Below are 26,243 nucleotides of genomic sequence, written 5' to 3'. Positions count from 1 at the left end.
CCTTTGTTTTTATGATGCCCACCCGATGGGCTGCCGAGCATTCCGAATTGCACCGTTCCGTTTGATGACTTTCCGCTTCGACCTGCACCAGACCGACCCTCAAACCGGTGCGCGACGCGGCACTTTTCAAACGCCACATGGACCGGTTCAAACGCCGGGCTTCATGCCCGTAGGGACTCAAGGGACGGTCAAAGGCCTCACGATCGATCAGGTCAAATCGACCGGCGCCCATATGATCCTGGGCAACACATACCATCTGGGACTGCGTCCCGGTCCTGAAATCGTTCGCGCACTCGGCGGACTGCACGCGATGTTCTCTTGGGATGGCCCGATCCTGACCGACAGTGGCGGCTTCCAAGTCTTTTCACTCAAAGACATCAGCAAGATCAGCGAACAAAGCGTGATCTTCCGTAGCCACATCGACGGAGCCATCGTCAACCTGACACCGGAATACTCAATCGAGATCCAAGAAGCCCTGGGCAGCGACGTCGCGATGGTGCTTGACCACGTCGTCGCCCTGCCAGCCGAAAAAGGCGAAGTCCAGGACGCGATGGAGCGATCGATCCGTTGGGCACGCCGCTGCCTAGAGCACGCCAGCCGTGACGACCAAGCAAAGTTCGCGATCGTGCAGGGCGGTCTCGATGTCGAGCTTCGCCAACAGTGCGCCCGCGAGATGGCCACGATGGATTTCGAAGGCTTCGCCGTGGGAGGACTAAGCGTCGGCGAGACTCCCGACGAGATGTACCGAATCACCGAAGCGACGACGCCGGAACTTCCCACCAACAAACCTCGCTATCTAATGGGAGTCGGTCGGCCGATCGACTTGCTCGAGAGCATTCAACGCGGCATCGACTTATTCGACTGCGTCATGCCAACCCGAAATGGGCGAAACGGATTCGCCTTTACCGAACACGGACACGTTAAGATCAGAAACGCAGTTCACAAAACGGATACTTCCCCCCTCGATCCGACCTGTGACTGTTTTACATGCACGCGACATAGCCGCGGCTATCTGCGTCACCTCTTCATCGCCGGAGAAATGCTTGGACCGAGTTTGCTTTCCCTGCACAACCTGCACTACTACCAACGTGTGATGGCTGGGGCGCGAGCTGCGATCGAAGCAGGTAAACTGACAGAATACATCGCCGAAAAGAAACGACTGTGGGGGATGCAGTGAGACAGATTATTGCGGTCGTTCGTCCGCACTTGGCCGAACAAGTTCTCGAATCACTTAAGCGTGCGCCGCTGGAAGCCATCTCGGTTAGCGAGGTGAAGGGCTACGGGCGTCAGAAAAGCTACTTGGACGAGTACCAAGAAACCGAGTTCTCCGAAGCGTTTCTACCGAAGGTGGAAATCGTGATGTGGGTCGACGAATCTCGCTACGAAGAGATTCTCGAAAAGGTCGTCGCGGCGGCACGGACAGGCCGAATCGGTGATGGCAAAGTCTTCACCCTGCCAGTGGAAGTATTTCAGTAGGCGACGACTCGGCCAGCAATGGCTCTGTCAGAAACAAGCTGGCGCGTTTCGGCTTAAATAAGCTGGCGGCCAAAGAGTCTTCTTCGCTCGCACACCAGCGCGGCATCGACTCATACCCATTAAAGAAGGGTTCCGACATTTGCCGGAACCCTTTCGATAGTTTTGTCTGACAAGCCTAAAAGGCGTCAATCAATTTGGCAGAGACTACTTCAGCTTGGCAGCGAAGTGTGGTCCGCCGTAAAGAGCTGCGTCGCCCAACATTTCTTCGATGCGGAGCAGTTGGTTGTACTTTGCCATACGATCGCTTCGGCTAGCCGAACCGGTCTTGATCTGGCCGGTGCACAATGCAACTGCCAAGTCAGCGATGGTGCTGTCTTCGGTTTCACCACTGCGGTGGCTCGTGACGGCGGTGTAACCGTGGCGAGCGGCCAGTTGGATCGAGTCGATGGTTTCGGTCAGCGAACCGATTTGGTTGACTTTGATCAGGATGCTGTTCGCGATTCCTTCGTCGATACCTTTTTGCAGACGTTGAACGTTGGTAACGAACAAGTCATCGCCAACCAGTTGAACCTTGTCGCCAACTCGCTCGGTCAGCTTCTTCCAGGTGGCCCAATCGTCTTCGTCGCAACCGTCTTCGATGCTGCAGATGGGGTACTTTTCGCACCAGTCGGCCAAGAAGTCGACCATTTCGTCGCCCGACAGTTCCTTGCCGTCGATCGAGTACTTTTGCTTGTCGCGGTCGTAGAATTCGGTCGATGCGGCATCCAGAGCGATCCAGACTTGTTCGCCGGCTTTGTAACCAGCTTGGTCGATCGCTTGCATGATGACGTCTAGAGCTTCTTGGTTGCTCTTCAAGTCAGGAGCGAAACCGCCTTCGTCACCGACAGCGGTGTTGTAACCTTTGCTGCTGAGAACCTTTTTCAGGTTGTGGAAGATTTCGGTTCCGCAACGCAGTGCGTCACTGAAACGTTCGAAGCCCAGCGGCATCACCATGAACTCTTGGATGTCGACTGAGTTATCCGCGTGCTCACCACCGTTGATGATGTTCATCATCGGTGCGGGCAGCAAACGTGCTCCGACGCCACCGAGGTAGCGATACAGAGGTTGGCCGGTCGAAGCGGCGGCGGCGTGTGCGGTTGCCAAAGAAACGCCCAAGATGGCGTTAGCACCGAGGTTGCTCTTGTTGTCCGTGCCGTCCAGGTTGATCATCGCGGCGTCGATTTCGGCTTGGTCCAGAGCGTCCATGCCTTGCAGTTCGCTAGCGATCTTTTCGTTGACGTTGTTGACCGCGGTCAGAACGCCTTTGCCGAGGAAGACAGACTTATCGCCGTCACGCAGTTCCCAAGCTTCGTGGGCGCCAGTGCTGGCACCGCTGGGGACCGCCGCACGACCATGCGCACCGTCCTCCAACAGGACCTCGCATTCAATCGTGGGGTTTCCGCGGCTGTCGAGAATCTGGCGTGCGTGGATCGCTTGGATCAGGGACATCGGAATTCCTCTTGCAAATTGGTTCGGTTGGGGGTGTGTTAAGGGGGGAATGCCTAAAGCCAACGCTTGTCGGTTCGGGCGGCATTCTGTCCAATGCAGGCTCAAGTGACTACCCGCCGACCGCTTTGGCGACAATTTACACCCTTGGTTCGTCCACAATGTTCACTGGTCTCGTAGAAACGATGGGAACGGTCGTCGATCTGATCGATGCACCACCCGGAAAACGTCTTCGAATTCAATCCGAATTGATCGCTTCTGATGCCAGTCTCGGCGACAGTATCTGTGTCAACGGATGCTGCTTGACAGTTGTCGCGATCGATTCGGACGTGCTTGATTTCGAAGCCGGTGAGGAAACGCTGTCACGCACCAACTTGGGTTCACTGGAAAAAAATAGCCAAGTCAACTTGGAACGATCGCTAGCGGTCGGGGCAAGAATGGGGGGCCATTATGTCAGCGGTCACGTCGACACGCTGGGCGAATTGATCGAAAGGACCGAGGATCCCCCATGGGCAACCCTTCGATTTCGGCTGCCAACACAGTACGCTTCACAGGTCGTGGGTAAAGGCAGTATTGCGATCGACGGAATCAGCTTGACGGTCGTCGATGCCGACGCAGACAGTTTTACGGTCGCGCTGATTCCGCACACCCTGAGCGTTACCACGCTTGGCCAACGGAACGTCGGCGACAAAGTCAATTTGGAAACAGACCTGTTGGCAAAATACGTCCAACGATCGCTCGGACTCCTTTCAGACGAACAAATTCAGTCCTTCAATGCTCCCAGCTAGACCAACCGCCACCCGCGGACATTGGGGCAACAAACATCTGGGTCAACAAAGACAGGCACATACGTTTTGAATCAACCACGCCAAACCGCCAGCTATCTGTCCCGTCGCCTTAGCGAAGCCGGCTTACGACCGGTTTCGAAATACGGACAGAACTTCCTGATCGATCTAAACCTCGTCAACTTGATCGCCGACTCGGCAGAAATACAACCCAACGACGTCGTGCTCGAAGTCGGGACCGGTGTCGGATCGCTGACCAGTCAACTCGCTGATAAAGCCGCCGCGGTCCTGACCGTCGAGATTGACAAGAACCTTCATCAGCTTGCAAGCGAAGAATTGGCGCATCGCCCGAATGTCAAACTGATTCAAGGCGACGCGCTGCGAAACAAAAATTCACTGCGTGACGATGTGATGGAATCGATCCGCGAGGCGATGCAGCGGATCGGGGACGAAGCGAGATTCCTGCTCGTCGCCAACCTTCCTTACAACGTCGCGACACCCATCATTTCGAATTTGCTGCACCAAACCCCCGCGCCTGATTCGATGGTCGTGACGATCCAAAAGGAACTCGCCGAACGGATCGTTGCCCAGCCGTCCACGAAGGACTACAGCGCTCTGAGTATCTGGATCCAATCAAACTGCAACGCCGAAATCGTTCGCGTGCTCGGTCCCAAAGTCTTCTGGCCACGCCCCAAAGTCGACTCCGCAGTTTTACGGATGGACCTTGATCGAGCCAAACGCGACACCATTCCCGATCTGAAGTACTTTCACGAAACCGTTCGCGCGCTGTTCTTTCACCGTCGCAAATTTCTACGTAGCAACGTTATCAGCGCGATGAAAGGAAGACTGGATAAGTCCGTGATTGACGAAATCCTGCAACAGCTTGGACACAACGAAGACTCACGCGCCGAACAGCTTTCCGTTGAGCAAATCAAGACGCTGGTCGAAAGCTTGCGGGTTGCCGAAGCGGAACACTCGAGCGATCAATAAAACCGACGCGATCGTAGCAACGATTTTGTGTCAACCTCTGCCAACACCCAACTGTAAAAAACCGTCGCCGTGAGTCAAAACGCAAAGCTCTTTGCCGGCATCGCCGAGAAAAACCCGACCCTGTTCCGACGCCTTCGAGTTGGCCTGGGTGATCCTGCCGCTTGGATCGAAATGCCGTCTCAGCAGTTCGCCATCGTCCGTGACTTGGAGATGCATCGCGTTCGCGAAAATAGTGACGCCGCACAGGTGTTCTGTCCCGCCGACTTCGCACCTGCAAATGGCCTCGACGCGGATCGCGAAACCGCAACCGCGCAGGCACTGGCACAGTTCTGCGTCAAGGAAGGACTTCAGTCCGTCACCGTCGACCGGACATTTCCCTTCATCTTCGCATGGCATTTAAGCCAACAAGGCATCAATGTCGACTACGACAAAGATCTTGGCGTTGTCGATCGGCGTCAAAAGACAGAACAGGAAATTCATTGGCTCGCAGAAGCCCAAAGTGTTACTGAATCGGTGATGCGGCAGATTTGCGAAACGATCGCTTCGGCAGACGTGCTCGGCGACGGCACCTTGGCTTCGCAAGGCGAATCGCTGACCAGTGAAGTGGTTCGATCGATGGCCGCTCGCGAATTCATGCAGCGCGGGTATTCGATGTCACACGGCGCGATCATTGCGATGGCCCCGCAAGTGGCCGATTGCCACCATGCCGGTAGCGGAGCGCTGAAGACCAATACCCCAATCATCGTCGATCTGTTCCCCACGAACAATCAAACGCGTTACTGCGGTGACTGCACACGAACGGTCGTCAACGGCCAGCCAAGCGAGACAGTTAAACGCATGCATGCCGCCGTTGTCGCTGCCAAAGCGGCCGCAACCGCGGCTCTGGTTCCGGGTAGCTCCGGCGATGCCGTTCACAAAGCCACCGACAGAGCGTTGATGGCGGCCGGTTACAAAACCTCGCGCGGAACCATTACTGACGAGCCTTCGATCCAGCACGGCACCGGGCATGGGATCGGACTCGAAGTCCATGAGCCGATTCTGCTCGATCACGGCGGCGGCGAGTTACTCGAACGCGAAGTGTTCACGATCGAGCCGGGCCTTTACGGACGACTTGAAGGTGGCGTTCGAGTCGAAGACATGTTGGTGGTTCGCCCAGGCCAGCCCGAAAACTTGAATCGCTTGCACGAAGGTTTGGACTGGGCATGAGCGATAGCGAAATTGCGCGAATCGGAATCGTCACTGTCAGTGACCGTGCGAGCCGAGGCGAATACGAGGATCTTGGCGGACCCGCGATCCGGCAATACCTCGATGAAGTCCTGACCAGTCCCTTCGAGCCAGTCGCACGTGTGATCGCTGACGACCGAACTGCAATCGAAACGACGCTACGAGATCTCTGTATCGAACAAGGATGCTGTTTGGTTGTGACCACCGGAGGCACCGGCCCATCGGCGCGTGATGTCACCCCTGAAGCGACAGAATCGGTGTGCGATCGGATGATGCCAGGCTTCGGCGAATTGATGCGCAAGGTGTCTTTGGAGAAAGTCCCCACCGCGATCCTTTCGCGGCAGACCGCCGGATTGCTGGGAAGCAGCTTGATCGTGAATCTACCTGGAAAACCCAAAGCGATCGCGGAGTGTTTGGATGCAGTGTTTCCGGCAATCCCTTATTGCATCGACCTAATGGACGGCCCGCGATTGGAAACGGATCCAAACCGAATCCAAGCGTTCCGTCCAAAGGGAAAATAGGATCAGTAGAGATAGAGATAGCGTGCGGTTAGGCTCGTGCGAGACTCCCGCCTCGCATGCAATGTCTCACGGGCTCTGCCCGTAGAAGATGATCACATAACCGTCGCTAGCGCGATCGCGGCTCAGTTCAATTGATCCATCAGCCGCCACGCGCCAGCGTGCGGTTAGGTGTGTGCGTCTCTGCCCGCTGAAAAGGTTAAACAATCACATAACCGTCGCTAGCGCGAATACGGCTCAATTCAATTGATCCATCAGCCGCCACGCGCCAGCGTGCGGTTACGTGTGTGCGTCTCTGCCGGCTGAACAAGCTAAACGATCACAAAACCGTCGCTAGCGCGAACACGGCTCAGTTCATCACACCTGAGCCGTTTTGGCGCTAGCCACGGTTTCGTGTCTTCTAGTCCGCTGCGGCTGGCGGGAGCCTCGCTCGAGTTTCCTTCGGCTCCAACACTGCATCGCCAACTGCGGCTTGCGATTGACTAATCCAATCACGCCGCAGGGCCTGCACACGCACCACTCTACAGGGCGATGTTTGACGCCAAATCACCACCGTGACCGAACAATCAATCCCGAGCGGTGCTATAACTAGTTCCCCAGTGACCGACGACGCATGAATTGATTAGGCGGCTGTTGACGGCTTCACCCTGAACTGATTTCCTTTTCTCGCTTGACGCTCTTCGCATGTCCAGTCCTACGGATCTTCAACGCTACTACCAAGAATGGCTCGACATCCCGTCCGATCGACTTCCGCCTAATCACTACGCCCTGTTAGGTATCGACGACTTCGAAAGTGATCCCGAGCGCATCGAAGCTGCCGCGAAAGAGCGAGGTGCGTATCTGCACCAACTCGCCGCAGGACCGGAAAGAAAAACAGTTCAGCAATTGCTCAGCCAAGTTGCGGTCGCAAAACGGACATTGTTATCCGAAGATCAGCGAACCGCGTACGATGACCAATTAAAAGCGGCTGCGTCTCAGCCCGCATCACAGCCAACATCCAGCGAACCTGCCGCCGAGCACAACTCCAGTCCTGAACCGAGCGCAACAACGGTTTACCGCAGACGAAAACAAAGCCAATGGCACATCCATGCGATCAGCGCGTCGCTGTTGTTGGCGATCGTCGGAATCATCTACTGGGTTAACCGTGACCCTGGAGGACGTCGCGCTGCCGATGTCCGACAAGTCGATTCTGCGAAAAACGATTCGATCGCTACCGAACCCAGTGCGGCGGAACCATCCGAAAGTGAAAGCACCGAATCGCCAAACGAATCAAACGTTCGGCGAAAGGCCCCTGCGATGGCGGCCCCCTCATCGTCCGCTGCGCCACGAAATCGCAAAAGCCCGATCGTGGCTCGACGCGAGCAAGGAAGCGGCTTGGGTTCGGGGCTTGGCAGCAAGTTCGGCGATATCCTAAACGATATTGAAGCTCAGTCCTCAGAAGCCGCCAGCCAAATGAAGGCTTCGCCTGATGGCTTTCGTCCACTTGGCGGAATCCAAATCAGCAAAGTAGACAACAATGCCGACTCGGAAACTTGGCCTCAGAACGCAGTTCCAGTCGATGAGTTTCCGACAGCTTTGGAAAAGCGATTCGAATTTGAAAACAACGATGGTGTCTTTGAGGTCGCTGATCAGTCGTTGGTGATTAAATCTCAGGCTGACAAAAAGAAAGTCGTACTAGTTGATCAACGACAAAAGCTTGCGCTCGGTCAATCCGTCATTATTGAATCGTCGTTACCATCGGGGTCAAAGAACCGTTGTTCGTTTGGCTTAGCGATCGATGGAGTGGAAATCGGAATCCGTCCCTATAGCGATGGCATCGAAGTCTTTGCCAAAGACCGCGAGCAGGATGCCAAACCCTCGTCCGTTTCGAAGTTAAAAACAGAGAGCGACGACGTTTTATTGACGGTGGGACGAGACACAGAGGATCACAATCGCCTTCACTGGATGCTCCAAATCGACAATCAATTTCACAGCGGCTTTGTCGATGCGACTGAGATTTCCGATCAAGCCACAATCTCGGTCCTGGTCTCGGCGCCGACTGAAGAACTCGATCGCCCAATGCGTCTGCGTTCGATCGCGGTTGCCGACTCAACGTCGAACTAGCTAGCGACGTGTTGATATTTAGGTTCGATCTCTCAAGAAGTCGCTTTCTGCTTCGCAATCCCCTTTGGAAAGAACGCTAGCTTCACGGAGTCAGGGGCGACAAAGGTTGATGGTGTACTAGGCTGACCTAGAGGACCAACCGCTAAGTATCACCCGAATCACCATGCCGGAATACTGGGACAAAACAATGCACGCCCTGATTATGATCGCATCTGCGGCTGCGATCATTCTGTTTGTTAAATATGGTTTGCTGCGCGGCATCGACCATGTCGCCAGTGCGATGCACTGGAGTGTCAAGGCGCGCGGAAAGCTAACCGGTTTCGCGACGTCTGTCCCCGAAATGGTGTGCTTGGTTGCCGCTGGCCTTTCCGGTGTCTGGGAGGCGGGACTTTGGAATATCGCCAGCTCGAACATCATCAATTGCGTGTTAATGTTTGCTGCGGTAGCGACCTATCGGCAATTTGGCGATCTAGCAAATCGACGCTTCATTGACGAAATCGCGTTCGCCGCGTTGGCGATTGCGGTCCCGATCGTGCTGATGCAATTGGGCTTGGACACGCAATGGTACTTGGTACCGATTTTGTTCTGCTTCTTTGCGGTTTATCAATTCGTTGACCGCAAGATCAATCCGCCCAGCAAGGATGACCTTCCCAGCGAAGAAGCGGTCGGCAATTTACCTCTCGGAATCATCATCGCCTGCACCGCGCTGATCGCGATCGGGATCGCGGGAATGTTCCTTGGTGATGCCACCGCACAGGTTGTTCGTGAATTGGGGATTCACCCGATCGTTGCCGGCTGGGTCCTTGGCTTCGTGACCAGCATTCCAGAAATGGTCACGTTCTTCGCCGTCTATGCGACAGCGAAACGCGAAGGGACGCTGCACAAACTAGATGATACGCAAGAAGCCTTGGATAATTTGACAGGTTCCAACATGGCAAACGTTGGGATCGTCTATCCGATCGGCTTGGCCGCTTTCTTGTTAGCGACGCTTTTGATCTAGTCGGCCAAAAGTTTGCCGAGCCAGTCATCCTCCCGTGGCCGGGAGGATGACACTGCATGGACATCAGCTACCGTCTTAGTCGCTCAACAGACGTTGCGATTGATGCACTGACTATTGAGCAACCTTTTCAAACTCGCCGGCGATGGCCCGTACCAAGCGGTCCCAGTGGACATACTTTTGCAGGGCCGCATTGACAGAATCAACCGTTGCCGCTTCGATTTGCTCGGCGTGTTGAGCGGCATATTGCATGGTTCGGTCCATGAACATCGTTTCGAGCAACTCACCAATCAACGCACCGTCATTCGTTCGACGTACCCGAGCAGCTTGCAAATAGGCTTGCTTGGCCTTTTCCAGCTCATCAGCAGTGACGCCTTCTTTTCGAAGCCGATCGACCTCTTCTTGAATAACCTCGATCAAACGATCTTTGTTTTCAGGGTTGGTGATCGCGTAGATCGTGAAATCGACACGCTCGTCTTTGGGACGAGACGTCAGTCCGCTTCGTACGCCATACGACAGACCTTCTTGCTGCCGGACTCGATCGGCAAGACGACTGCTCAAGCCTCCTCCGCCGAGGATGTAATTCCCTAAGACCAAGTTGGCATAATCTGGCGAGCTGTCGGCCAGCTCCAATTGTGCCTGCGAAAAGAAGAACGCGTTGGCTTTGTCGGGCGTGTTAAAACTATCCAAGCCACCATCGGCATCGACATTTGCCGGACGGTCGATACGAACATAGGGAACCTCGGATTGCCAATCGTTCAAGATGCCGGTGACCTGGTCTTTTAGTTGATCAACATCGAAGTCGCCAACAGCAGCTAGCTCACCACGACTACCACCGATCAATTCCTGGTATGCGGTTTTGATCTCGTCGATTGAAACGTTCTCATACATCGAAATCTCTTCTTCGATCGTTTGAACGTAGCGAATATCGCTTTTTTCGTAAGGCGAAAGCCGGCGTCGGACGTCGCGTGGTGCGATCGACTCGGGCATCGTGCTACTTTGCTGAAGATTAGTGATCAGCTGACGGCGTAGCACTTCCAATTCGTTTCCGTCAAAGCGAGGCGATCGCAGGATATTCCCCATCAGATCGATCACCTCTGGCAAAAACTCGCGTTTCGTTTTCAGGGTAACTTTCAACAGGCCTGGAACAGTGTTGATCGAAAGCTCGGCTCGCAAACGCGTCAGCTCATCTTGTAGCGCCTGGTAATCGAGCTTGTCGGTCCCGCGAGCCATCATGATTCCCATCAGCTCGATCGCGCCGATTCGGTCGATCATTTTATCGGCCGTGCCAAATCGCAATGTCAAAACGACATTAACAGCGCCACCACGTGTTTGCTTTGGCAATAAAGCGTAGTCGATGCCATTGTCCAGCTTTCCACGCTGCGTCCGTTGCTCGATGTTTTCAGGAGACGGATCGAACTGCTCGCCTTGTTGAATGACTTCACGGCCTTTGTAGCCTTCGAGTCGGGCGACCAAGTTGGGTGACTCGGGGATCAAAACACGATCCGACTTTTCGCTCGGAATAAATAGCCCAACGGTGCGATTGTTGCGAACCAGGTACTTCTGGGTGAACTGTTGAACTTGCTCTGCGGTCAGCTCTTCGACCAAGTCACGGAACAAGAAATACAATCGCCAATCGCCTTGTGCCGCCCACTCGCTAAGCGAGATCGCCAAACGGTCTGTATCGGCCGCTTCCAACTCTCGTTGCTTGAGAATCTGTTGCTTCGCTCGTTCCACTTCCTGTTCGGTGATCGGGTTTTGCGCGAACTCTTCTTCCAAAATCGAGATCAGCTTTGAGCGGGCTGCTTCGATCGAATCTTCCGGTGGGACTTCGGTTAGCGTCATCAAAACACCGGGTTCGGCAAACGCATACGCTAATGCGTATACGCTGCTGGCAATGTCCGTTTCTACCAACCCCTGATAGAGACGTCCGCTCGGTTCATCCCCCAACACGATTGACAATGCCTTGGCGGCGGCGAATTCCGGGTGACTACCCGAAGGAATGTGGTAAGCGGTCCCGACGAGCTGGATATCGCCTACACGGCGCAGAACGACAGTTCGTTCACCGTCCTGAGCCGGTTCGGTGGTGTAGGTCGGATCGATCGGCGTTTCAGGAGACTCCAACTTGCCAAACGTTTCGGTGATCAGTTCCGTCGCTGACGCGGTATCAAATTTGCCGGCAACAATCAGCAGGATGTTGTCGGGGCGATAATACTTGCGATAAAAGTTCCTCAAGTTGACAACAGGCACGCGTTCAATGTCGCTTCGGTTGCCGATCGTTGACTTGCCATAGTTGTGCCAATCGAAAGAAACCGACTGCATCCGCTGCATTAGGATTCGAAACGGAGAGTTTTCGCCGCGCTCAAATTCGTTGCGAACGACTGTCATTTCGCTCTCGAGGTCTTCGCCACGAATGAAGCTATTGAGCAGTCGATCCGCTTCAAGCTGCAACGCAAACTTTAAGTTGTCTTCCGAAGCGGGCAACGTTTCGTAGTAATTCGTGCGGTCGACCCATGTCGTGCCGTTGAACCGAGCCCCACGATCTTGCAGCACCTTGGGAATGTTCGGATTGTCAGGCGTGCCTTTGAAAAGCATGTGCTCCAACAGGTGAGCCATACCGGCTTCGCCGTATCCTTCATGACGTGAGCCGACAAAGACGGTCATGTTTACCGTGACGACTTCTTTACTGTCATCGGGAAAGAGCAAGACGCGGACACCGTTGTCCAACTTGTATTCCGAAATGCCTTCGATTTCAGTGACTTTCATTAGCGATTGGTCGGCCGTGTCGCTTTTGGCAACCGGCGTTGATGAGGTGGTGCTCTCGTCTTGTCCCAGAAGCGGCGTCATAAACAGACAGCCAAGGAAGACGAGCGGGAAGACTCTATTTCGGACGTGACACTTCACTTTCAAACTCCATCTAGTATTCATCGGCCCCGTTCAAGCTAGGCCCCACAGCTGGAAAAGATCTTGCGTCAGAAAAATTACATCTGACGCAAATCCTGATGATGCCAGCCCCAAACTGTATTGATGACGTCACGGTAAAAACGTGACGAAACCGCAATACAGCCAGGCAACACAATACAGGTCGCTGGCAACGTTGCAGCCCCAGCATGACGGTCAAGCGAAAAAGGGAGACAGTTTAAACTGACCTTCATTGTATCGAACGTCGCACTTGCTACCCAGGCTGGCAATCGCCAGGTAATCTTTCGAAGGACCACCGATCACTGCATTCTCAAGGATTGCGTTCGGTAGGATTCAGACCGTCCGATGAATCACGTGCCATCCCGGAACCTGTACCGAATCGGTTTCCTAATACGACTGCGAAACCATTCGATTAATCCGCTGCCCCTGCTTCGCCAATGAATGATAACGACGAATCAAGTTGGATCGATGTTGCCTCGATCGACGAAATCGCTCCCGGAAAAGCCAAGGAGGTCATCGTTGGCCCGAACGTGATCGCAATATTCCAAGTCGACGACCGATACTTTGCACTCGACGGACTTTGCGCTCACCAAGGCGGTCCGATCGCCAAAGGCGAATGCTCGCTGACAGATCAAGGCAAGCCCTGTGTCACTTGCCCCTGGCATGGCTGGCAGTACGAATTGGAAACAGGCATCCAAACGGTCAACCGGCAACCACTGCAACGAACCTTTCCGGTTCGAAAAAACGGGGACCGTATCGAAGTTTCCGTTGACTGATTCCGAGACAGTGCCGCGAACCGACTGTCAACCTTTCGAAGAAGCCTGCGCGACTGGCTTGATGAACATCAAACTCGCCCAGGCAAAAATCCAAGCCAATCCGCCGAGTGGTGTGATCGCTCCGAGCCAGCTGGTATCCGTTAACACGAGCACGTAAAGACTACCACTGAACAGGATGACGCCTGCGACGAAAAGCACCGCGGCGACACGTGTGGCGCGAGCGACAGGGAGCGAAGCGAGTGCGACCAGTGCGACGGCATGAACCAAGTGGTAGCGAGCACCGGTATCAAACTGCGCAAGGCGTTTTGCAATGTGCTCGGGCTCTTGGGAATACCCCGCAATAAAGTCTTCGAGTCCGTGTGCCCCGAAAGCACCAATGATGACTCCCAACGCACCGGTCACGGCAGCCGTCAATAAGATCCCGCGATTCATGATGATGTCAGCTGCGTATCGACCGCACGCAACAGCTTATCCATCTGGAAGGGCTTGCGAATGTAGTCGCTCACGCCTAGCAGCTCTGCATAAGCTTTGTGGCGACTGCCTTCGTTTCCGGTAATCATGATGACCGGGACCATCGCTTCGTTCATCCGTCGAAGCTTTTCAAGAACAAGGAACCCGCTTCGCTTGGGCATCATCATGTCCAAGATAATCAAGTCAGGCGATTCCTTTTCGGCGAGCGCGAGCCCTTGATTGCCATCACGAGCAACGACGACTTGGTAGCCTTCGTGCTCGAGCGCGTACCGCACACTTTCGATGATCTCGACATCATCATCGACAATTAAGATCTTGGCCGTCTTGCTGGCGTTTTCAACAGATTGCAAAGCTTCTTCTTCGGCCATCAGGTGTCACAGGGGCTGTGTCTGGTTGTTTAGTTGTCCGAGAATGAAACCGGACTCGTATCCCAGTGGTTTATTTTACCGATCGGCGAGGAGCAAACCACATGGTCCATGACCCATCGGTCCAAATCAGACAAAACGGCTGTGTTCATTTCGTCATCGTCGACATACTGACGCACCTCGAGTTGGGCATCGATCGACGCGGCGGCATGAATTTGCTTCGCCATTTGATCGTGACAATACTCGCTTCTTTGCACCGCGTGTTGCCAAAGCATTGCAACTCGCTGTTTTTTTAGATGTTGAAACTCTGCCTTGGTGCAATCGGGTAGCTCAAACTGACCACCTAGCGAAATAGCTGCCGCAAATAAACTTGGATAGCTAAGCGCCATTCGCGTCGCCATGGTGCCGCCTTCGCGATAACCGGCAAGCACGATTCGTCCGGCGTGCACGTTGTACTTCTTGCGTGCTTGAGTGACTGCGGCAATGACACTGTGCCGCACCTGTTCGACAACCGCATCACTGGATCCCCAAGCGAAACGATGTCCCGACGCGTCTTCAGCGCGAGGAGCTCGAATTCCAGTCGCCAAATAGTTTCGTGTGCTGATGTGGGGCATCACATGACTGACCTGATTCTCATTGAATCCGTCACTGTGCAACCAAACGATCAACGGGTACTGGTAGTTCGCTTCATAGTGAAGCGGTACAAAGAATGTTTGTGATTGTGGTGGACTTACCCAAGCTTTGCCAGTTTCGTCACACTGACCGCTCTGGCCGCCGAGTTCACAATCGCCTGCTATCTGATCGGCAAAGCCAAACTCATCCAGCGAAGCCTGACCCTCCGCGAAATCCTGGTCATTGGCGCCCCCAAGTACGGATGCATCAAAACGGTTCATCGCAGACCGGATTTTATCTAGAGAAGGAAGTTCCAACCACCGAAGTGGCTTGCCTACAAACGTAGGGTGACCGGCGTTTGAATGTCAACGCTGAAGGCAGTTTCTGGCAATCGAAACGAGCTTTTTGTCAGCGGACATCCGTCACGTCCGGCCAATCGTAGGACAAACTTTAACTTTCCAGCAAGAAGAGTTTTGAATTGTTCGAAGCTATGGGTGATAGCATCCCCTTAAATCTATCGACTCCGATTTCACCAGAATGACGGCCTCGAATGCACGACACCAGGCAACACGTGCTAGCATCTTCGTGCCGTAAAGATACAACGAACACAGACGGCTCTTCGAATAAGATCGCTGCCGCGCACGCCGCACCTTGTAATGCGGATCATCGATGGAGCAGGACGATCGTCCAGAATGGTGGTGCGCAGGAACGGGACAGCTAGATCGCCATTCTCCTAGCAGCTAATAACAGCTGCTAGCGGCGAAGAACCGATGCCAGTTCGACAAGATGTCGAAGACTGTCGCAATACGCAGTGTAACGCAATTTGGGGCGAAGCTCGTCGTCCAAAGCTCGACCGCCGACAATTAGCGATGTGTTGTCACCCAAAGCGTTCGCCAATTGATTTTCTTCACGAACAAACTCGACGGAATCATTCACCGACGTGACGCTCAACCAAACCAATGTAGGTTGGTAATCCTGAACCGCTTGGATCAATGCATCCGAAGGTAAATTGTTGCCCAGATTAACTGCGTTCCAGCCGTTTTCGAGCAGTGCTAACTCGACCATCGCGGTCGGTAACTGGTAGGGATCTGATGCCGGCGAGGCACCGATCGCGACGCAAGCATCGGAGGTGACCTCCGGCAGGCCTTCACGCAAACGCTGGATCAGTCGATGGCAAATGGTGCAGCTGCGTCTCTCTTGGTAGATCGAAATATCGCCGCAATTCCAAGCGTCCCCAATCCCACGCATCGCATCGGTAATCAAATCCTCCGCGGCTTCGGCTCGCCCCCAGCCTTGCGAAATGCGATTGGCAAGAAGCTGCATACACTTTGTCTCGTCGCCACACGCAAGGGCAGCCCGAAATTCCTGCTGCGTCGGCTCCCGACCCTCACCTGGAATCGAAGGCCGGCGGGCAGCGGGCGGGGATGCGAGTGTCAACTCCGTTTCGTCGATCCCAAGAACGTCAGGGTCGACGAGCGTCCGGCTGGTTGAACGCAAAAATTCGCGTAGTGCAGTCAGTGTAATGCGGCGGTGTCCGCCGACAGTCCGCATCGTCGGGATCGCTCCCTTATCACACCATCGTTTGACGGATGATTCGCTGACACGAAGGGACTGAGCAACTTCCTTCGGCGAAAATTGAACGCGATTGGAGCCCACGGCAGAGGCAAACTTCGTAGCGGAGTGATGACAAAAGCGGAACGATAGGACGAATGAACGTTTTGTGTCCGAATCGTTCATTGCCCCGTCAGATACTAGCGAAAACGTTCATACCGCCAAGTTACAAATCGCCAAAAATTTGGCCCCACCCCCTGAACACTGCGATTAACGGTCCTTTCAACCACATTAGCCGGCAAAATCCTGATCGACCTAAAAACCAAGTGACCGGTTCATCAGTGCAGCCTGCTCGGGTGAACGATCTGCGGATGAATCGGAAAAAAACAGTATAGACACGATATTTCCGCTGGCATCGCGGCGGATCGATCCACGGAAGAGAAATTTATCAATAAATGCGGTTGCCGCCCATTGTCCAAGAACGGTCAGACGCATATACCGTTATGAACGTTTTGAACGAATTGATCGTCTTCCGGAACGAGCTTAAGGATCCCTGATGTCCCCGAATTCAACTCTCTGCCCAGACCAACAAGCCGCTCCGAGCAAGTCCGCATCGAAAAAACTGCGTGCACGCGAGCCCGCCTGGATTCGCTGTAGCGAGCTGGAGCAGGCGAACCGCGAAGTCGAACCGCTGCTGCGTTCGTACGCAGATCTATCGCCCGAACAACTGAAGTCCGCGATTAAAAAGCGGCTGCGAGAGGAACTCGGGTTTATCTCCAATCCTGAGTTCAGCGATCCGCTTCTGGGCAAAGACGTTTTTGACAGCCCGATAGATTTGGCCCCTCGCAAAGCAGAACTGGGAATAGCAGCGGTCCGCCGCAGTGGTATCGATATGCCGATCCACCTCGGGCGACTTTGTGAGGCACCGCTGTTGAACCCCGAACAAGAACGCATGCTGTTCCAACGGATGAACTATCTGTTGCAGCAGGCTGAGGTACATCGCAGTCACCTCAATCCACAGCGTCCATCGCGAGTGCGAATGGAGCTAATCGACCGCCTGATCGCTCTCGCCGAATGGCATCGCGACCGAATCGTTGAAGCCAATCTACGGCTGGTGTTCTCGATCGTGAAGAAGTTTGTAAATCCCAACAACAACTTTGACGATCTTCTGAGCGACGGCATTGTTGCCTTGATCCGTGCGGTCGAAAAGTTTGACTTTGACAGAGGCTTTCGATTCAGCACCTACGCGACGCAGGTTATTCGGCGAAACTCATACAGAACCGTCGTTGTGAAGCAGCAAGAGCGTCAGAAGACAGTCGGTGGGCTTCAAGACCTTGATCTTGATCTTACCGATGAGGGACGTGAGTCCGCGATTAGCGAGAAACGCTGGCACGAACTACGCAGCCGCCTCTCGGTCATGCTGGACGATCTCGATCGCCGTGAAAAGCTGATTATCCGTGCGAGATTTTCACTTGGTGCCCATCGCAAGGTTCACACGTTGCAGTCTCTTGCAAACCGTCTTGGAGTTTCCAAGGAACGCGTTCGTCAATTGGAACGGCGTGCCATGGAAAAACTGCGTGCAATGGCTGGCAAGTCAAACTTGGCCGAATTGGAACCGCAGTGATTCTGAATCGGACCCGATGGATCGCAACTACAACTCGATCGAGAGCTGCCTTACTGATCGATCGCAAGTGGATCGATCTTTGTTGTCGTAGCGGTTGGGCTGACCGCTAACGCTCATGCACCCAAGCGATTCATTGCTGCGATTCTGTGGACTGCATTCCAGCGCAGTGCAAAACTGACACGCGGGACATCCTCGGTCCTCTACTGCCTTGTCGACCACACCATTGTTGGACGACTCAATACCAAGGTCGTGAAATTGCTCCCTTTCTTCAAGGCCCGAATTCATCATGGCCCGATGTGATCTCACAAGCACCTGATGCGGTTTAGAAAGCTGTCGGGATTTTGTTATCCATCCAACGATTTCATGGTTGAGTGGGCGACGCTTTCTGTTCCGTCTTGGCACGATGACGTGCCCTGTTTACAGGCGTTTTTCGGCAGACATTCGGGATGCCGTTGGCCAAAGGGTAGAATCCCGTTGCCAAATCGCACTTCCGTGCCGAATCAGATGCATCACCTTTCAAGCTTACAAGACTCGTCCGTGCAACACTTCGTCGCTTCATCATCGTTACCCGTCAGTGCTTCGGATGCGTTCGCTTACCATGAACGGAAGGGGGCTTTGGAGCACTTGATTCCTCCGTGGCAGGATGTGAAAGTTGAAAGTAGCGACGGAAGTCTGACTCCCGGAAGCATTGTGGTTTTGAAAACGAAGATCGGCCCCAAGTCGATTCGTTGGATCGCTCAACACACCACCTATGAACCGCCAAGGCTTTTTGTCGATGTGCAGCAGTCGGGGCCTTTCGCTGCCTGGGAGCATCGCCATGAATTTGATCACTTGACGGACAATCACTGCACCCTTCGAGACAAGGTACAGTACGAGTTGCCGTTTGGGAAAGCGGGGCAGACCTTCGGTGCTTCGTTCGCCAAGCACCAACTCGAATCGATGTTCGCCTATCGTCACCGCGTCACAATTGATGACCTTGAATTGGCCCGGCGACATGATGTCCCGAAAATGAAAATCGCGATCTCCGGTGCGTCGGGTCTGGTCGGAAAGCGACTCAGCAATTTCCTAAGACTGATCGGACACGACGTCGTCCGTTTGGAACGGACCGCTGAAAAAGCACAAGGATCCCCTGATGCGATCGCCCCCTGGGGCCAAGGTAGCGAAGCAGAGAAGCTCAATGGTTTTGATGCGGTTGTGCATCTGGCCGGCAAGTCAATCGCGTCGGGACACTGGAACGAAAAAGTAAAGCAAGAGATTCGCGATAGCCGTGTGGAACTAACAACACAGCTGGCCAATCTATTGGCCCAACTAAGTTCACCGCCGAAAGTACTCGTTTGCGCGTCGGCCACAGGTTTCTATGGAGATCGCGACGAAGAAACGTTAACCGAATCAAGTGTTGCCGGCGAAGACTTCCTGGCTTCCGTTGCGAGGGAGTGGGAAGCCGCTTGCCAACCTGCCGCCGATGCCGGGATCCGAGTCTGCAACACCAGGCTGGGAATTGTGCTCGACCCACGTGGTGGTGCACTGCAACAGATGTTGCTGCCTGCGAAAATGATGGGCGGCCATTTGGGAAGCGGCCAGCAGTGGTGGAGCTGGATATCACTTGATGATGTCGTCGGCGGTATCTACCACGCCATCTGTACCGAAAGCCTTGCTGGATCGATCAATTTTTCGACGCCACATCCACTTCGCAATCGTGAGTTCGCAAAGACCTTAGGGCAAGTGATTTCTCGTCCCGCATTGGTTCCCGCCCCAGCCTTTGTGTTGCGATTAGCCTTAGGTGAGATGGCAGACGCACTTCTGCTATCGAGCACCAAAGCGATTCCCAAAAAACTTATCGAGTCCGGGTACCGGTTCCGCTTCGAACATGCTGACGATGCACTGCGGTATTGCCTGGGAGTTGATCGAATGGAGTCCGATCGATGAAGACAAGTTTGATTCTGCTGCTGAATCTGCTTGCGACTTGGTACATGGTCGGCCTGATCTGGATGGTTCAGCTAGTGCACTACAAACTGTTTAACCAAGTCGGATCGGATCAATTTATTCAATACGAACAAGCACATTGCCGCGGCATGTCGCCGATCGTTATTCCTCCGATGTTGGTCGAATTGGTAACAGCTTGCCTGCTGGTTTATTTCACACCCACAGGGATTCCTCGCTGGGTTTTGGCAGTTGGTCTGGCAGCTGTGTTCGGTATTTGGCTGTCAACGTTTCTAATTCAAGTGCCGTGTCACGAACGGCTGTCGTCGCAATACAGCGAAGGTGACTACAACCGGCTTGTCAGCAGCAACTGGATCAGAACGGTACTTTGGACTTTCCGAGGACTGTTAATGGGATACATCGTCAGCCGCCTGATGATTGAGACGAGCACGCAGGCGACTACTCGTTAGATATAAATCTCACTTCGCTGGTGCCCTTGGGTATATCCAGACAGATCAACGTCTTGTTGGCATCACGATGGAAGCTTCCCGGTTGAAGCTGACTTCGTTTTGAGCAGGAAGTCAGCTTGATCGTCTTGCCTGCTCCTTCAAATGTCGTCGGGATTGGCTGTTGCGAGCTGTTAAGTTCGATCGTTAACGCAGGGCATGCCAACGGCGAATCGATCTGTAAAGTCGTCTCATCGACGAGACGTAATGTTGCGAGTTCTTTTGCGGCATAGTAGCGTCCAATCTCACTACACTTCATCCAAAGTGTTTGATCAGCAAAGCGGCGGTGAATCGATTCGACGACCCGCTGAAATGCGTGAAATCCGGATAGATCTCCGTTGCAATACATGCCCGGCCAGTGGCAAAGCATCACAGCGGGTTCACCACGCTTGATCAATTCGACCATCCTGCCGCTCGTCGCATCTTCATTACAATAACGGTCAGGATCACTTTTCTTATTACCTTCCCAGCTGCCAAACCAATCGCCTGTGCCAGCTGGAACATTCACGGTTAATCGATCAACAGACTGGGTGTCGTCAGCGTACTCAAGTGACGGAATCGTGGACTCGTCGCCTTCGCGGACATACTTAAAATAGTGTGGCAACTCGGATCCGAAAACGTCACGTACCGCTTGGTGAACCGCGATCGGCAACTTGGCTTTGACTCGATTGCCGAAACCACCAGGCGTTGTGATGCCTTCGCACGACAATCCACAGCGCTTCAAAATTCGCAATGCATAAGCCAAGTACGATGCCAAGTAGTCGACGCTGACATCGGTTTGTGGATAACTGTTTTCCATCGTTGCCGAATTCGCGGACTCCATCGGGCGACCGGTCGCAAGATCGATCACTCGAGTGTGCGTGATCATTTCTGGGTGGATGTCCCAGTTGGGCATCATCAATTCGCGAACAAGCTTGACCGAATCATCCAATTGCTTTTTCGACCAACCGGGAATGAAACGGTCGACCCAACCGACGCATGCTGGGTAAGGCACGATGCTGTACTTGCCTTTTACAGAATGTTCGGCACACCATTCACCGAACTGGCGAACGAAAGAGTCCGGGATTTCCCGAGGCCATTGCTGCCACTGCTGATGATAGATTTGCCGATCAGGCCAAGCTTCGGCAAACTGAGGCATACAGAAATGTCCCATGTTCACCAAGCACGTCGAATCATCGATGATGAACGACAAAGGGACACGTCCAAGCGGATTTACAATACTGGCGTTGAAAGTGCTGGCATTGACGGAACGTGCAGCCGACTTGCTAGTGACCTTATCGTCTGCCGATAGCACACGGACTCCGCTTGCGAAATCCAATCCAGCAATGACGCCGCTAGCGGCAGCGCCCTTGGCAATCGCACTGCCAACAAGCCCGATGGCCTTTCGCCGGTTCAATTCCGGACCTTCAATCGACTTGACCATTGGATGATGCCTTTCGTGGATCGGTTCCATTGCGAATTTGCGATAGAACCATCATACACAAAATCATCAGAGCCTTTGCTTATCTCGTCGGACCGACCTTCATCGGTGCGAAGCTAACCAGTCATTAGCCCAAGAACTCAAGCAGCCCCAGCGATGAAATATTCGCTGTCACGGCATACGTGTATTGAAGTAACGTTTGCGCGTTTTGCATTTTGATAACGGCATCGGGAAAGTCCGTGCCTTGGACTTCGGCGATCGATGTCTCGGTCGAAAGCATCAAATCATCGACCCGTGACTCCATTGTCTGCATGGTTTTCAGCGAGGTACTTTGCTGGCCCATCGCGTCATAGATTTGACTGGCCGCAAGATCCAGTTCGGTCCAACGCCGGTCTAGGGCGGCCGAAGCAGCGGCGTTGGATAGCCCACGCTCGTTGCGAAGGTCATCCGCGGTCGCACTTAGAATTTGAAACAGGTCCGACGTTCCAGGGAACTCCAGACTGTCGTCCCCGGCTGAACTGATCGACGTCGAATCGATCGTGACCGTTCGTCCTGTCGCGGAGTCCGTCAACACTTGTTGACTGGCAAAACCGACCGGAACCGTCGTCGCACCTTCATCAATGCTAAGCGTGCCGGTCCCTTGTAAATTGACGGTACCAGAAAAGCCCGCGGTGATATTGGTGGTGTCGACATAGATGACTTGGCCATCACGACCTTTGACTTCCAAATTGGTATCCGCATTGGTAAACGGGATCGGATCACCGCCATTGAGCGAGATGGTGCCGAATGCGCCGGTACCGCTTGTGTCATCGACCGTGACTTCGTGAACACCAATATTCCCGATGACAGTATCGCCCGTCGCGGAACTGACACCCGTCGCGATCCCGGATAAACCGAAGTAACTCGTACTGGTGTGGCGGACTTCTAAAGTCGCACGACCGACGACGGTATCCGTTCCGCCACCAAGTGTGGCGCCAGTTGTCCCCACCAACAGCGTGGATTGTCGACCGGAAGCGCCAAAGATTTCCTTTCCCGAATAGAACGTGTCGATCGAAATCGATTCACCAATGAAGGTTTGGCTGCGCTGAGACGTCCCGTTGTATGTCGATTGAGGCAAGCCATTTTCATAGATCGGCTTGTCAAATTGGAAAGGAGGATCGACCGAACGGGTCCCGCCATACAGGTAGTTCCCGTTGAACTTCGTCAAGCCAATCGCTTTCGCTTGTTCCAGTAAAGCGTCGATCTCGGTCGACAAAGAAAGCTTTTCGTCGTCATCAAGTGCCTGGATCCCACGTTGCACAAGCGTTTTGGCATAGCTAACCAGCTCACCCGCATCTTGCAATTGGGCAACAGAGGCGTTCAAAGTCGAAGTTGCCAGTTCGATAGACTGCTTATCCGTTTGCAGTTTGACATATTCGGTTTTGAATGCACGGATGCGACGATAGTCAATCGGTTCTTCCGACGCATTCTGAAATCGAAGCCCTGACGTAATTTGCTTTTGAGATGACAGCAGCCGCGAATTGTGCAACGACGAAAAATGAATCGCGTTCCGGGTGAAGGCTGCTGTGGTGACACGACTATTCATCGACTTACCTTAGGATCGAAAAGAGCTCGTTGAGAATATTGTCAGTCGCTTGAATGATTCTCACCGCGGCTTCGTAGGACTTTTGATATTGCTGCAGATAGACCAGTTCTTCGTTGAGGTCGACAGCTGATTTGGAGTCACGTTCTTGCTCAAGACGCAGCTTGTACGCTCCCAAACTGTCGGACAGCTTCTCGTTGGTTTGGATATCGAATCCAAGCTCGGTAGCGATTTCGTCTGTAAATTCGGAAAAGGTCCGATCGCCGGGCATTAGCGGTGCGCCATGCACCGCGATGAAATTAGGCAGATTGGAAGTGTCCGATGGCTCGCCCGTTTTACCTGATGCCAAACGCCGAGGGTCAAGCAACAGCTGATCATCGACCTTCATCGTGTTCCCATCAAACCCGAAGAAGAACGAATTGAGCTGCATCGCGGAGAGGAAATTCGTTTGATCTGGCTCACCGATGAATGTTGACGAAAACTCATCAGCGTTGTTCAACGTGCCGGCCTCAAACGTCACTCTCGCACCGTTGGGCAATTCGATTTCGGAGCCCGCTTCGTAACCTTCGCCAACGTTGTACTTTTCGACCAAACCGCCGCCCGAATCGAAAACGTTGACGAACAGTCCGCTCGTTTGCCCGACCGTTCCGGTACCTTCGATGCGAAACGTATAGGTTTCGTTCGTATCGCCGGTATAGGTGCCAGACAATTCGGCCGTACTAGTCCCGGTGACCAACGACAAATCGGGCTGAGTATCAATGCCGCCTGCAAAATCAAATTTGAATCCGGATGCGCTGGTGATCTGGATTTGATTTGTCGAGGTGTTGACCGAAGCGTTCAGTCCGGTCAAACCAGAGATTCTTGCCGCGACATCGTCCAAACTATCGACACTAGGATCGATGCTGATTGTTTGCAGCTCACGATTTCCGTTCGCATCCGTCAAGGCGATCGTCAGGTCTCCGGAACGAATGTCCGCATAGTTGATCTCGCCAGAGAGCGGATCGGAGGCAGAATCGATTCGCGTGTTTCCGACGAGGTTCTGAAACCCGCCGGCAGGCCCGACACCGGTAGCATGAATTTGGTTGATCGTGTTGATCAATTGATTGGCCAGCTGATCCAGCTTTTCTTCAACTGCGGGAATCGTTTCGTTGTACGCATTCAACAGCGCACCCAATCGCCCATTTTCGACCGTCAACGGCGTTTCACGTCCGTCCAAGTAAACTTCAAGTGGATCGACGGAATCGCCAACGGTCAGCTCATTGGCAAAGTTCCCTTGCTGAATCGAGTGACGACCGATGACTAGGTTCAACGTCCCGTCGCTTTGCTCTCGTCGTTCAACACCGATGGCGGCAGCGAGACGGTTCAACAGAGCGTCACGGTCATCAAGTTCATTGTTGTGTTCAATCCCACGGGCTTTGAATCCAGCGATCGCGAGGCTGACATCGCTAAGATGCTCAAATTCACGATTGATGTTTTCCGCTTCGTGTGTCACCTGCAAACGAACGGTTTGCCTTAAGCTGTTCAGCTCTTCCTTCGTGCTGGCAATCGCCTGTGCAAATTGTTGCGCCGACTTGAGAACAACTTCACGCTGTGTCGGCTCGTTGGGACTGGACGATAGATTTTTGAACTCGGAAAGAAAGACGTCCAAAACCTGCCCAAGTTCGCTATCGCCCGAAAGCAACGACGATTCAATTTTACGCTCGATGACCAAAGACTCATCGACGAAGGTGACATCCGAAATCACATTCGTCAACGTTGTCTCGGTAACCTTGTCTTCGATACGACGGATGTAAGAGATATCAACGCCATTGCCGATTCGGTGACCGGCAATCAAGTTTGGCGGAACGGTCGCCATCTCGACGCGGCGGCGGTGGTAGCCTTCGGTGTTCGCATTGCCGACATTGTTGGACACCACCTGCAGTGCGAACTGGCTGCTACGGAGAGCCGATAAACCGATGTTGAAATTTGGCATGCTTAGCAATTCCTTCCGAAGATCTTTTCGGTTGGCAGTTTCATCGATTGCCCATCCGCTTGATAACCTTGCTGGTCATCACCACATTGCAGCACACCCATCAAATATCGACGGTGAAAATCCATCGAGTAAAAGATGACGGCTTGCGTCGCAGTCAAACTATGGCGTGCTTCGACGATTCGGTCGCTGACTACTTTCCGTCGTTCGTCCAGTTGAGCAGCTTTGGTTTCCGACGCGTGTCGGATTAGTTGACGCAAACCGATTTTTCGCTTCTGTTCACCTACGACTTCATCTGCGAGTCCGTCGAGCAACTGTTCGCGGGACTGCCGGCTTAGTTCGGACCGTTCCTTCAGTTGTTCGATCAACGGGGCGACGCGATCGAGACCATCGGTCGATGGACCATGGACACCCGTACCGTCGATCATGGACGCCATCGCCTCGTTCAACGTTTCGAGCGTGTCTGCGATACGTTCTTCCAGCTCGAGGTGTGACTCAAGCAACGCGTCGTAGTTTTCCGTTTGCAGCCTCATTGTGATTCCGTCGGGTATGGGCTGAGTCCAAAACCGGACCCTCGTTGTTAGTAAATATACGACTGATAAGTTAGGAAACCTTTGACAGGCTTTCCCCAACTAAGGGTTTGCCGTCCTGTTGGCTGTTGTATTGTTCGGCCAACATCTGCCCGACACCCAAAGCATTGGACTTTGATAGGTGTTGGCCAATGAACATGTCGAACATCCCTCCGAATGAGTCGCTCGCCTCGCCGCCAAAGAATCCTTCGTCAAGCGAGTTTCTCATCTCTTTCAGCAGCATCGAAACGAACACGCTTTCGAATTCCTGGCCGATCTCCTGGATGTTTTCTGCCGAAGCGGTCACGCCGTTTCCAATCGCAGACATTCCGGTCGGAGCCGACATCGCCATGCTTGATGAAATCCCATCCATTGGTT

The 26,243-nt window shown here is 53.7% G+C and carries 24 protein-coding genes; 12 read left to right on the top strand and 12 right to left on the bottom strand.

What is annotated here, in order from left to right:
- Nucleotides 1-64 precede the first annotated feature (64 nt).
- Both tgt and LOC67_RS20690 read left to right on the top strand, forming a co-directional pair.
- Nucleotides 65-1,177, top strand: a complete 1,113-nt coding sequence (gene tgt, locus LOC67_RS20695) for a tRNA guanosine(34) transglycosylase Tgt (protein WP_230264713.1) — start codon at nucleotides 65-67, stop codon at nucleotides 1,175-1,177.
- Nucleotides 1,174-1,476 (top strand): P-II family nitrogen regulator, encoded by a 303-nt coding sequence (locus tag LOC67_RS20690; RefSeq protein ID WP_230264712.1) that lies wholly within the window; start codon nucleotides 1,174-1,176, stop codon nucleotides 1,474-1,476. The genes tgt and LOC67_RS20690 overlap by 4 nt, the downstream gene beginning before the upstream one ends.
- 204 nt (nucleotides 1,477-1,680) lie before the next feature.
- Here LOC67_RS20690 and eno read toward each other — a convergent pair whose 3' ends face one another.
- Nucleotides 1,681-2,964: a phosphopyruvate hydratase gene (eno, locus tag LOC67_RS20685; protein WP_230264711.1), complete on the bottom strand. Its 1,284-nt coding sequence runs from the start codon at nucleotides 2,962-2,964 to the stop codon at nucleotides 1,681-1,683.
- Between the two features lie 158 nt (nucleotides 2,965-3,122).
- Here eno and LOC67_RS20680 point away from each other — a divergent pair, with 158 nt between their 5' ends.
- From LOC67_RS20680 to LOC67_RS20655, 6 genes are all read left to right on the top strand, one after another.
- Nucleotides 3,123-3,749: a riboflavin synthase gene (locus LOC67_RS20680; protein ID WP_230264710.1), complete on the top strand. Its 627-nt coding sequence runs from the start codon at nucleotides 3,123-3,125 to the stop codon at nucleotides 3,747-3,749.
- A 66-nt stretch (nucleotides 3,750-3,815) separates the two neighbouring features.
- Nucleotides 3,816-4,736, top strand: coding sequence for a 16S rRNA (adenine(1518)-N(6)/adenine(1519)-N(6))-dimethyltransferase RsmA (gene rsmA / locus LOC67_RS20675; protein ID WP_230264709.1), 921 nt, complete (start codon nucleotides 3,816-3,818; stop codon nucleotides 4,734-4,736).
- Between the two features lie 69 nt (nucleotides 4,737-4,805).
- Nucleotides 4,806-5,942 (top strand): M24 family metallopeptidase, encoded by a 1,137-nt coding sequence (locus LOC67_RS20670; RefSeq protein WP_230264708.1) that lies wholly within the window; start codon nucleotides 4,806-4,808, stop codon nucleotides 5,940-5,942.
- Nucleotides 5,939-6,481 carry a molybdopterin adenylyltransferase gene (gene mog / locus LOC67_RS20665; protein WP_230264707.1) on the top strand — a complete coding sequence of 181 codons (543 nt, stop codon included), beginning with the start codon at nucleotides 5,939-5,941 and terminating at the stop codon, nucleotides 6,479-6,481. Before LOC67_RS20670 ends, mog begins: the two co-directional genes overlap by 4 nt.
- Nucleotides 6,482-7,162: 681 nt before the next feature.
- On the top strand, nucleotides 7,163-8,581 hold the full coding sequence (locus LOC67_RS20660) for a hypothetical protein (protein ID WP_230264706.1): 1,419 nt from the start codon (nucleotides 7,163-7,165) through the stop codon (nucleotides 8,579-8,581).
- Nucleotides 8,582-8,768: 187 nt separating this feature from the next.
- A complete protein-coding gene (locus LOC67_RS20655; protein WP_230264705.1) occupies nucleotides 8,769-9,581 on the top strand; it encodes a hypothetical protein in 813 nt (270 codons plus the stop codon).
- A gap of 111 nt (nucleotides 9,582-9,692) precedes the next feature.
- Here the strand turns inward: LOC67_RS20655 and LOC67_RS20650 are convergent, their stop codons facing one another.
- Nucleotides 9,693-12,482: a M16 family metallopeptidase gene (locus LOC67_RS20650; protein ID WP_230264704.1), complete on the bottom strand. Its 2,790-nt coding sequence runs from the start codon at nucleotides 12,480-12,482 to the stop codon at nucleotides 9,693-9,695.
- A 455-nt stretch (nucleotides 12,483-12,937) separates the two neighbouring features.
- Between LOC67_RS20650 and LOC67_RS20645 the strand changes: the two genes are divergently transcribed.
- A complete protein-coding gene (locus LOC67_RS20645; RefSeq protein ID WP_230264703.1) occupies nucleotides 12,938-13,276 on the top strand; it encodes a Rieske (2Fe-2S) protein in 339 nt (112 codons plus the stop codon).
- A 27-nt stretch (nucleotides 13,277-13,303) separates the two neighbouring features.
- On the opposite strand, the gene LOC67_RS20640 is transcribed toward LOC67_RS20645, so the two are convergent.
- The 5 genes from LOC67_RS20640 to LOC67_RS20620 form a co-directional block, all read right to left on the bottom strand.
- Entirely contained in the window at nucleotides 13,304-13,708 is a 405-nt protein-coding gene (locus tag LOC67_RS20640) for a DUF423 domain-containing protein (protein WP_230264702.1), read from the bottom strand.
- A complete protein-coding gene (locus LOC67_RS20635) occupies nucleotides 13,705-14,115 on the bottom strand; it encodes a response regulator transcription factor (RefSeq protein WP_230264701.1) in 411 nt (136 codons plus the stop codon). The genes LOC67_RS20640 and LOC67_RS20635 overlap by 4 nt, the downstream gene beginning before the upstream one ends.
- Nucleotides 14,116-14,144: 29 nt before the next feature.
- On the bottom strand, nucleotides 14,145-15,005 hold the full coding sequence (locus LOC67_RS20630; RefSeq protein ID WP_230264700.1) for an alpha/beta hydrolase: 861 nt from the start codon (nucleotides 15,003-15,005) through the stop codon (nucleotides 14,145-14,147).
- 472 nt (nucleotides 15,006-15,477) lie between these two features.
- Entirely contained in the window at nucleotides 15,478-16,461 is a 984-nt protein-coding gene (locus tag LOC67_RS20625; protein ID WP_230264699.1) for a helix-turn-helix domain-containing protein, read from the bottom strand.
- A 129-nt stretch (nucleotides 16,462-16,590) separates the two neighbouring features.
- Nucleotides 16,591-16,770 (bottom strand): hypothetical protein, encoded by a 180-nt coding sequence (locus LOC67_RS20620; protein ID WP_230264698.1) that lies wholly within the window; start codon nucleotides 16,768-16,770, stop codon nucleotides 16,591-16,593.
- A gap of 61 nt (nucleotides 16,771-16,831) precedes the next feature.
- Here LOC67_RS20620 and LOC67_RS20615 point away from each other — a divergent pair, with 61 nt between their 5' ends.
- The 3 genes from LOC67_RS20615 (at nucleotide 16,832) to LOC67_RS20605 (ending at nucleotide 20,289) form a co-directional block, all read left to right on the top strand.
- Complete coding sequence (locus tag LOC67_RS20615) at nucleotides 16,832-17,899, top strand: sigma-70 family RNA polymerase sigma factor (RefSeq protein ID WP_230264697.1); 1,068 nt, start codon at nucleotides 16,832-16,834, stop codon at nucleotides 17,897-17,899.
- Nucleotides 17,900-18,403: 504 nt separating this feature from the next.
- Nucleotides 18,404-19,825, top strand: a complete 1,422-nt coding sequence (locus LOC67_RS20610) for a TIGR01777 family oxidoreductase (RefSeq protein ID WP_230264696.1) — start codon at nucleotides 18,404-18,406, stop codon at nucleotides 19,823-19,825.
- Nucleotides 19,822-20,289 carry a hypothetical protein gene (locus LOC67_RS20605; protein WP_230264695.1) on the top strand — a complete coding sequence of 156 codons (468 nt, stop codon included), beginning with the start codon at nucleotides 19,822-19,824 and terminating at the stop codon, nucleotides 20,287-20,289. The genes LOC67_RS20610 and LOC67_RS20605 overlap by 4 nt, the downstream gene beginning before the upstream one ends.
- Here the strand turns inward: LOC67_RS20605 and LOC67_RS20600 are convergent.
- The 5 genes from LOC67_RS20600 to LOC67_RS20580 form a co-directional block, all read right to left on the bottom strand.
- Complete coding sequence (locus LOC67_RS20600) at nucleotides 20,279-21,748, bottom strand: hypothetical protein (RefSeq protein WP_230264694.1); 1,470 nt, start codon at nucleotides 21,746-21,748, stop codon at nucleotides 20,279-20,281. The genes LOC67_RS20605 and LOC67_RS20600 overlap by 11 nt on opposite strands.
- 124 nt (nucleotides 21,749-21,872) lie before the next feature.
- Entirely contained in the window at nucleotides 21,873-23,330 is a 1,458-nt protein-coding gene (locus LOC67_RS20595; RefSeq protein ID WP_230264693.1) for a hypothetical protein, read from the bottom strand.
- 4 nt (nucleotides 23,331-23,334) lie between these two features.
- Nucleotides 23,335-25,299, bottom strand: a complete 1,965-nt coding sequence (flgK, locus tag LOC67_RS20590) for a flagellar hook-associated protein FlgK (RefSeq protein WP_230264692.1) — start codon at nucleotides 25,297-25,299, stop codon at nucleotides 23,335-23,337.
- 2 nt (nucleotides 25,300-25,301) lie between these two features.
- Nucleotides 25,302-25,829: a hypothetical protein gene (locus LOC67_RS20585; protein ID WP_230264691.1), complete on the bottom strand. Its 528-nt coding sequence runs from the start codon at nucleotides 25,827-25,829 to the stop codon at nucleotides 25,302-25,304.
- A 70-nt stretch (nucleotides 25,830-25,899) separates the two neighbouring features.
- Nucleotides 25,900-26,238 carry a rod-binding protein gene (locus tag LOC67_RS20580; RefSeq protein ID WP_230264690.1) on the bottom strand — a complete coding sequence of 113 codons (339 nt, stop codon included), beginning with the start codon at nucleotides 26,236-26,238 and terminating at the stop codon, nucleotides 25,900-25,902.
- Nucleotides 26,239-26,243 lie beyond the last annotated feature (5 nt).

The organism is Stieleria sp. JC731, assembly GCF_020966635.1.
Taxonomy (GTDB): domain Bacteria; phylum Planctomycetota; class Planctomycetia; order Pirellulales; family Pirellulaceae; genus Stieleria.
This window is presented reverse-complemented; position numbering and strand designations above follow the sequence as displayed.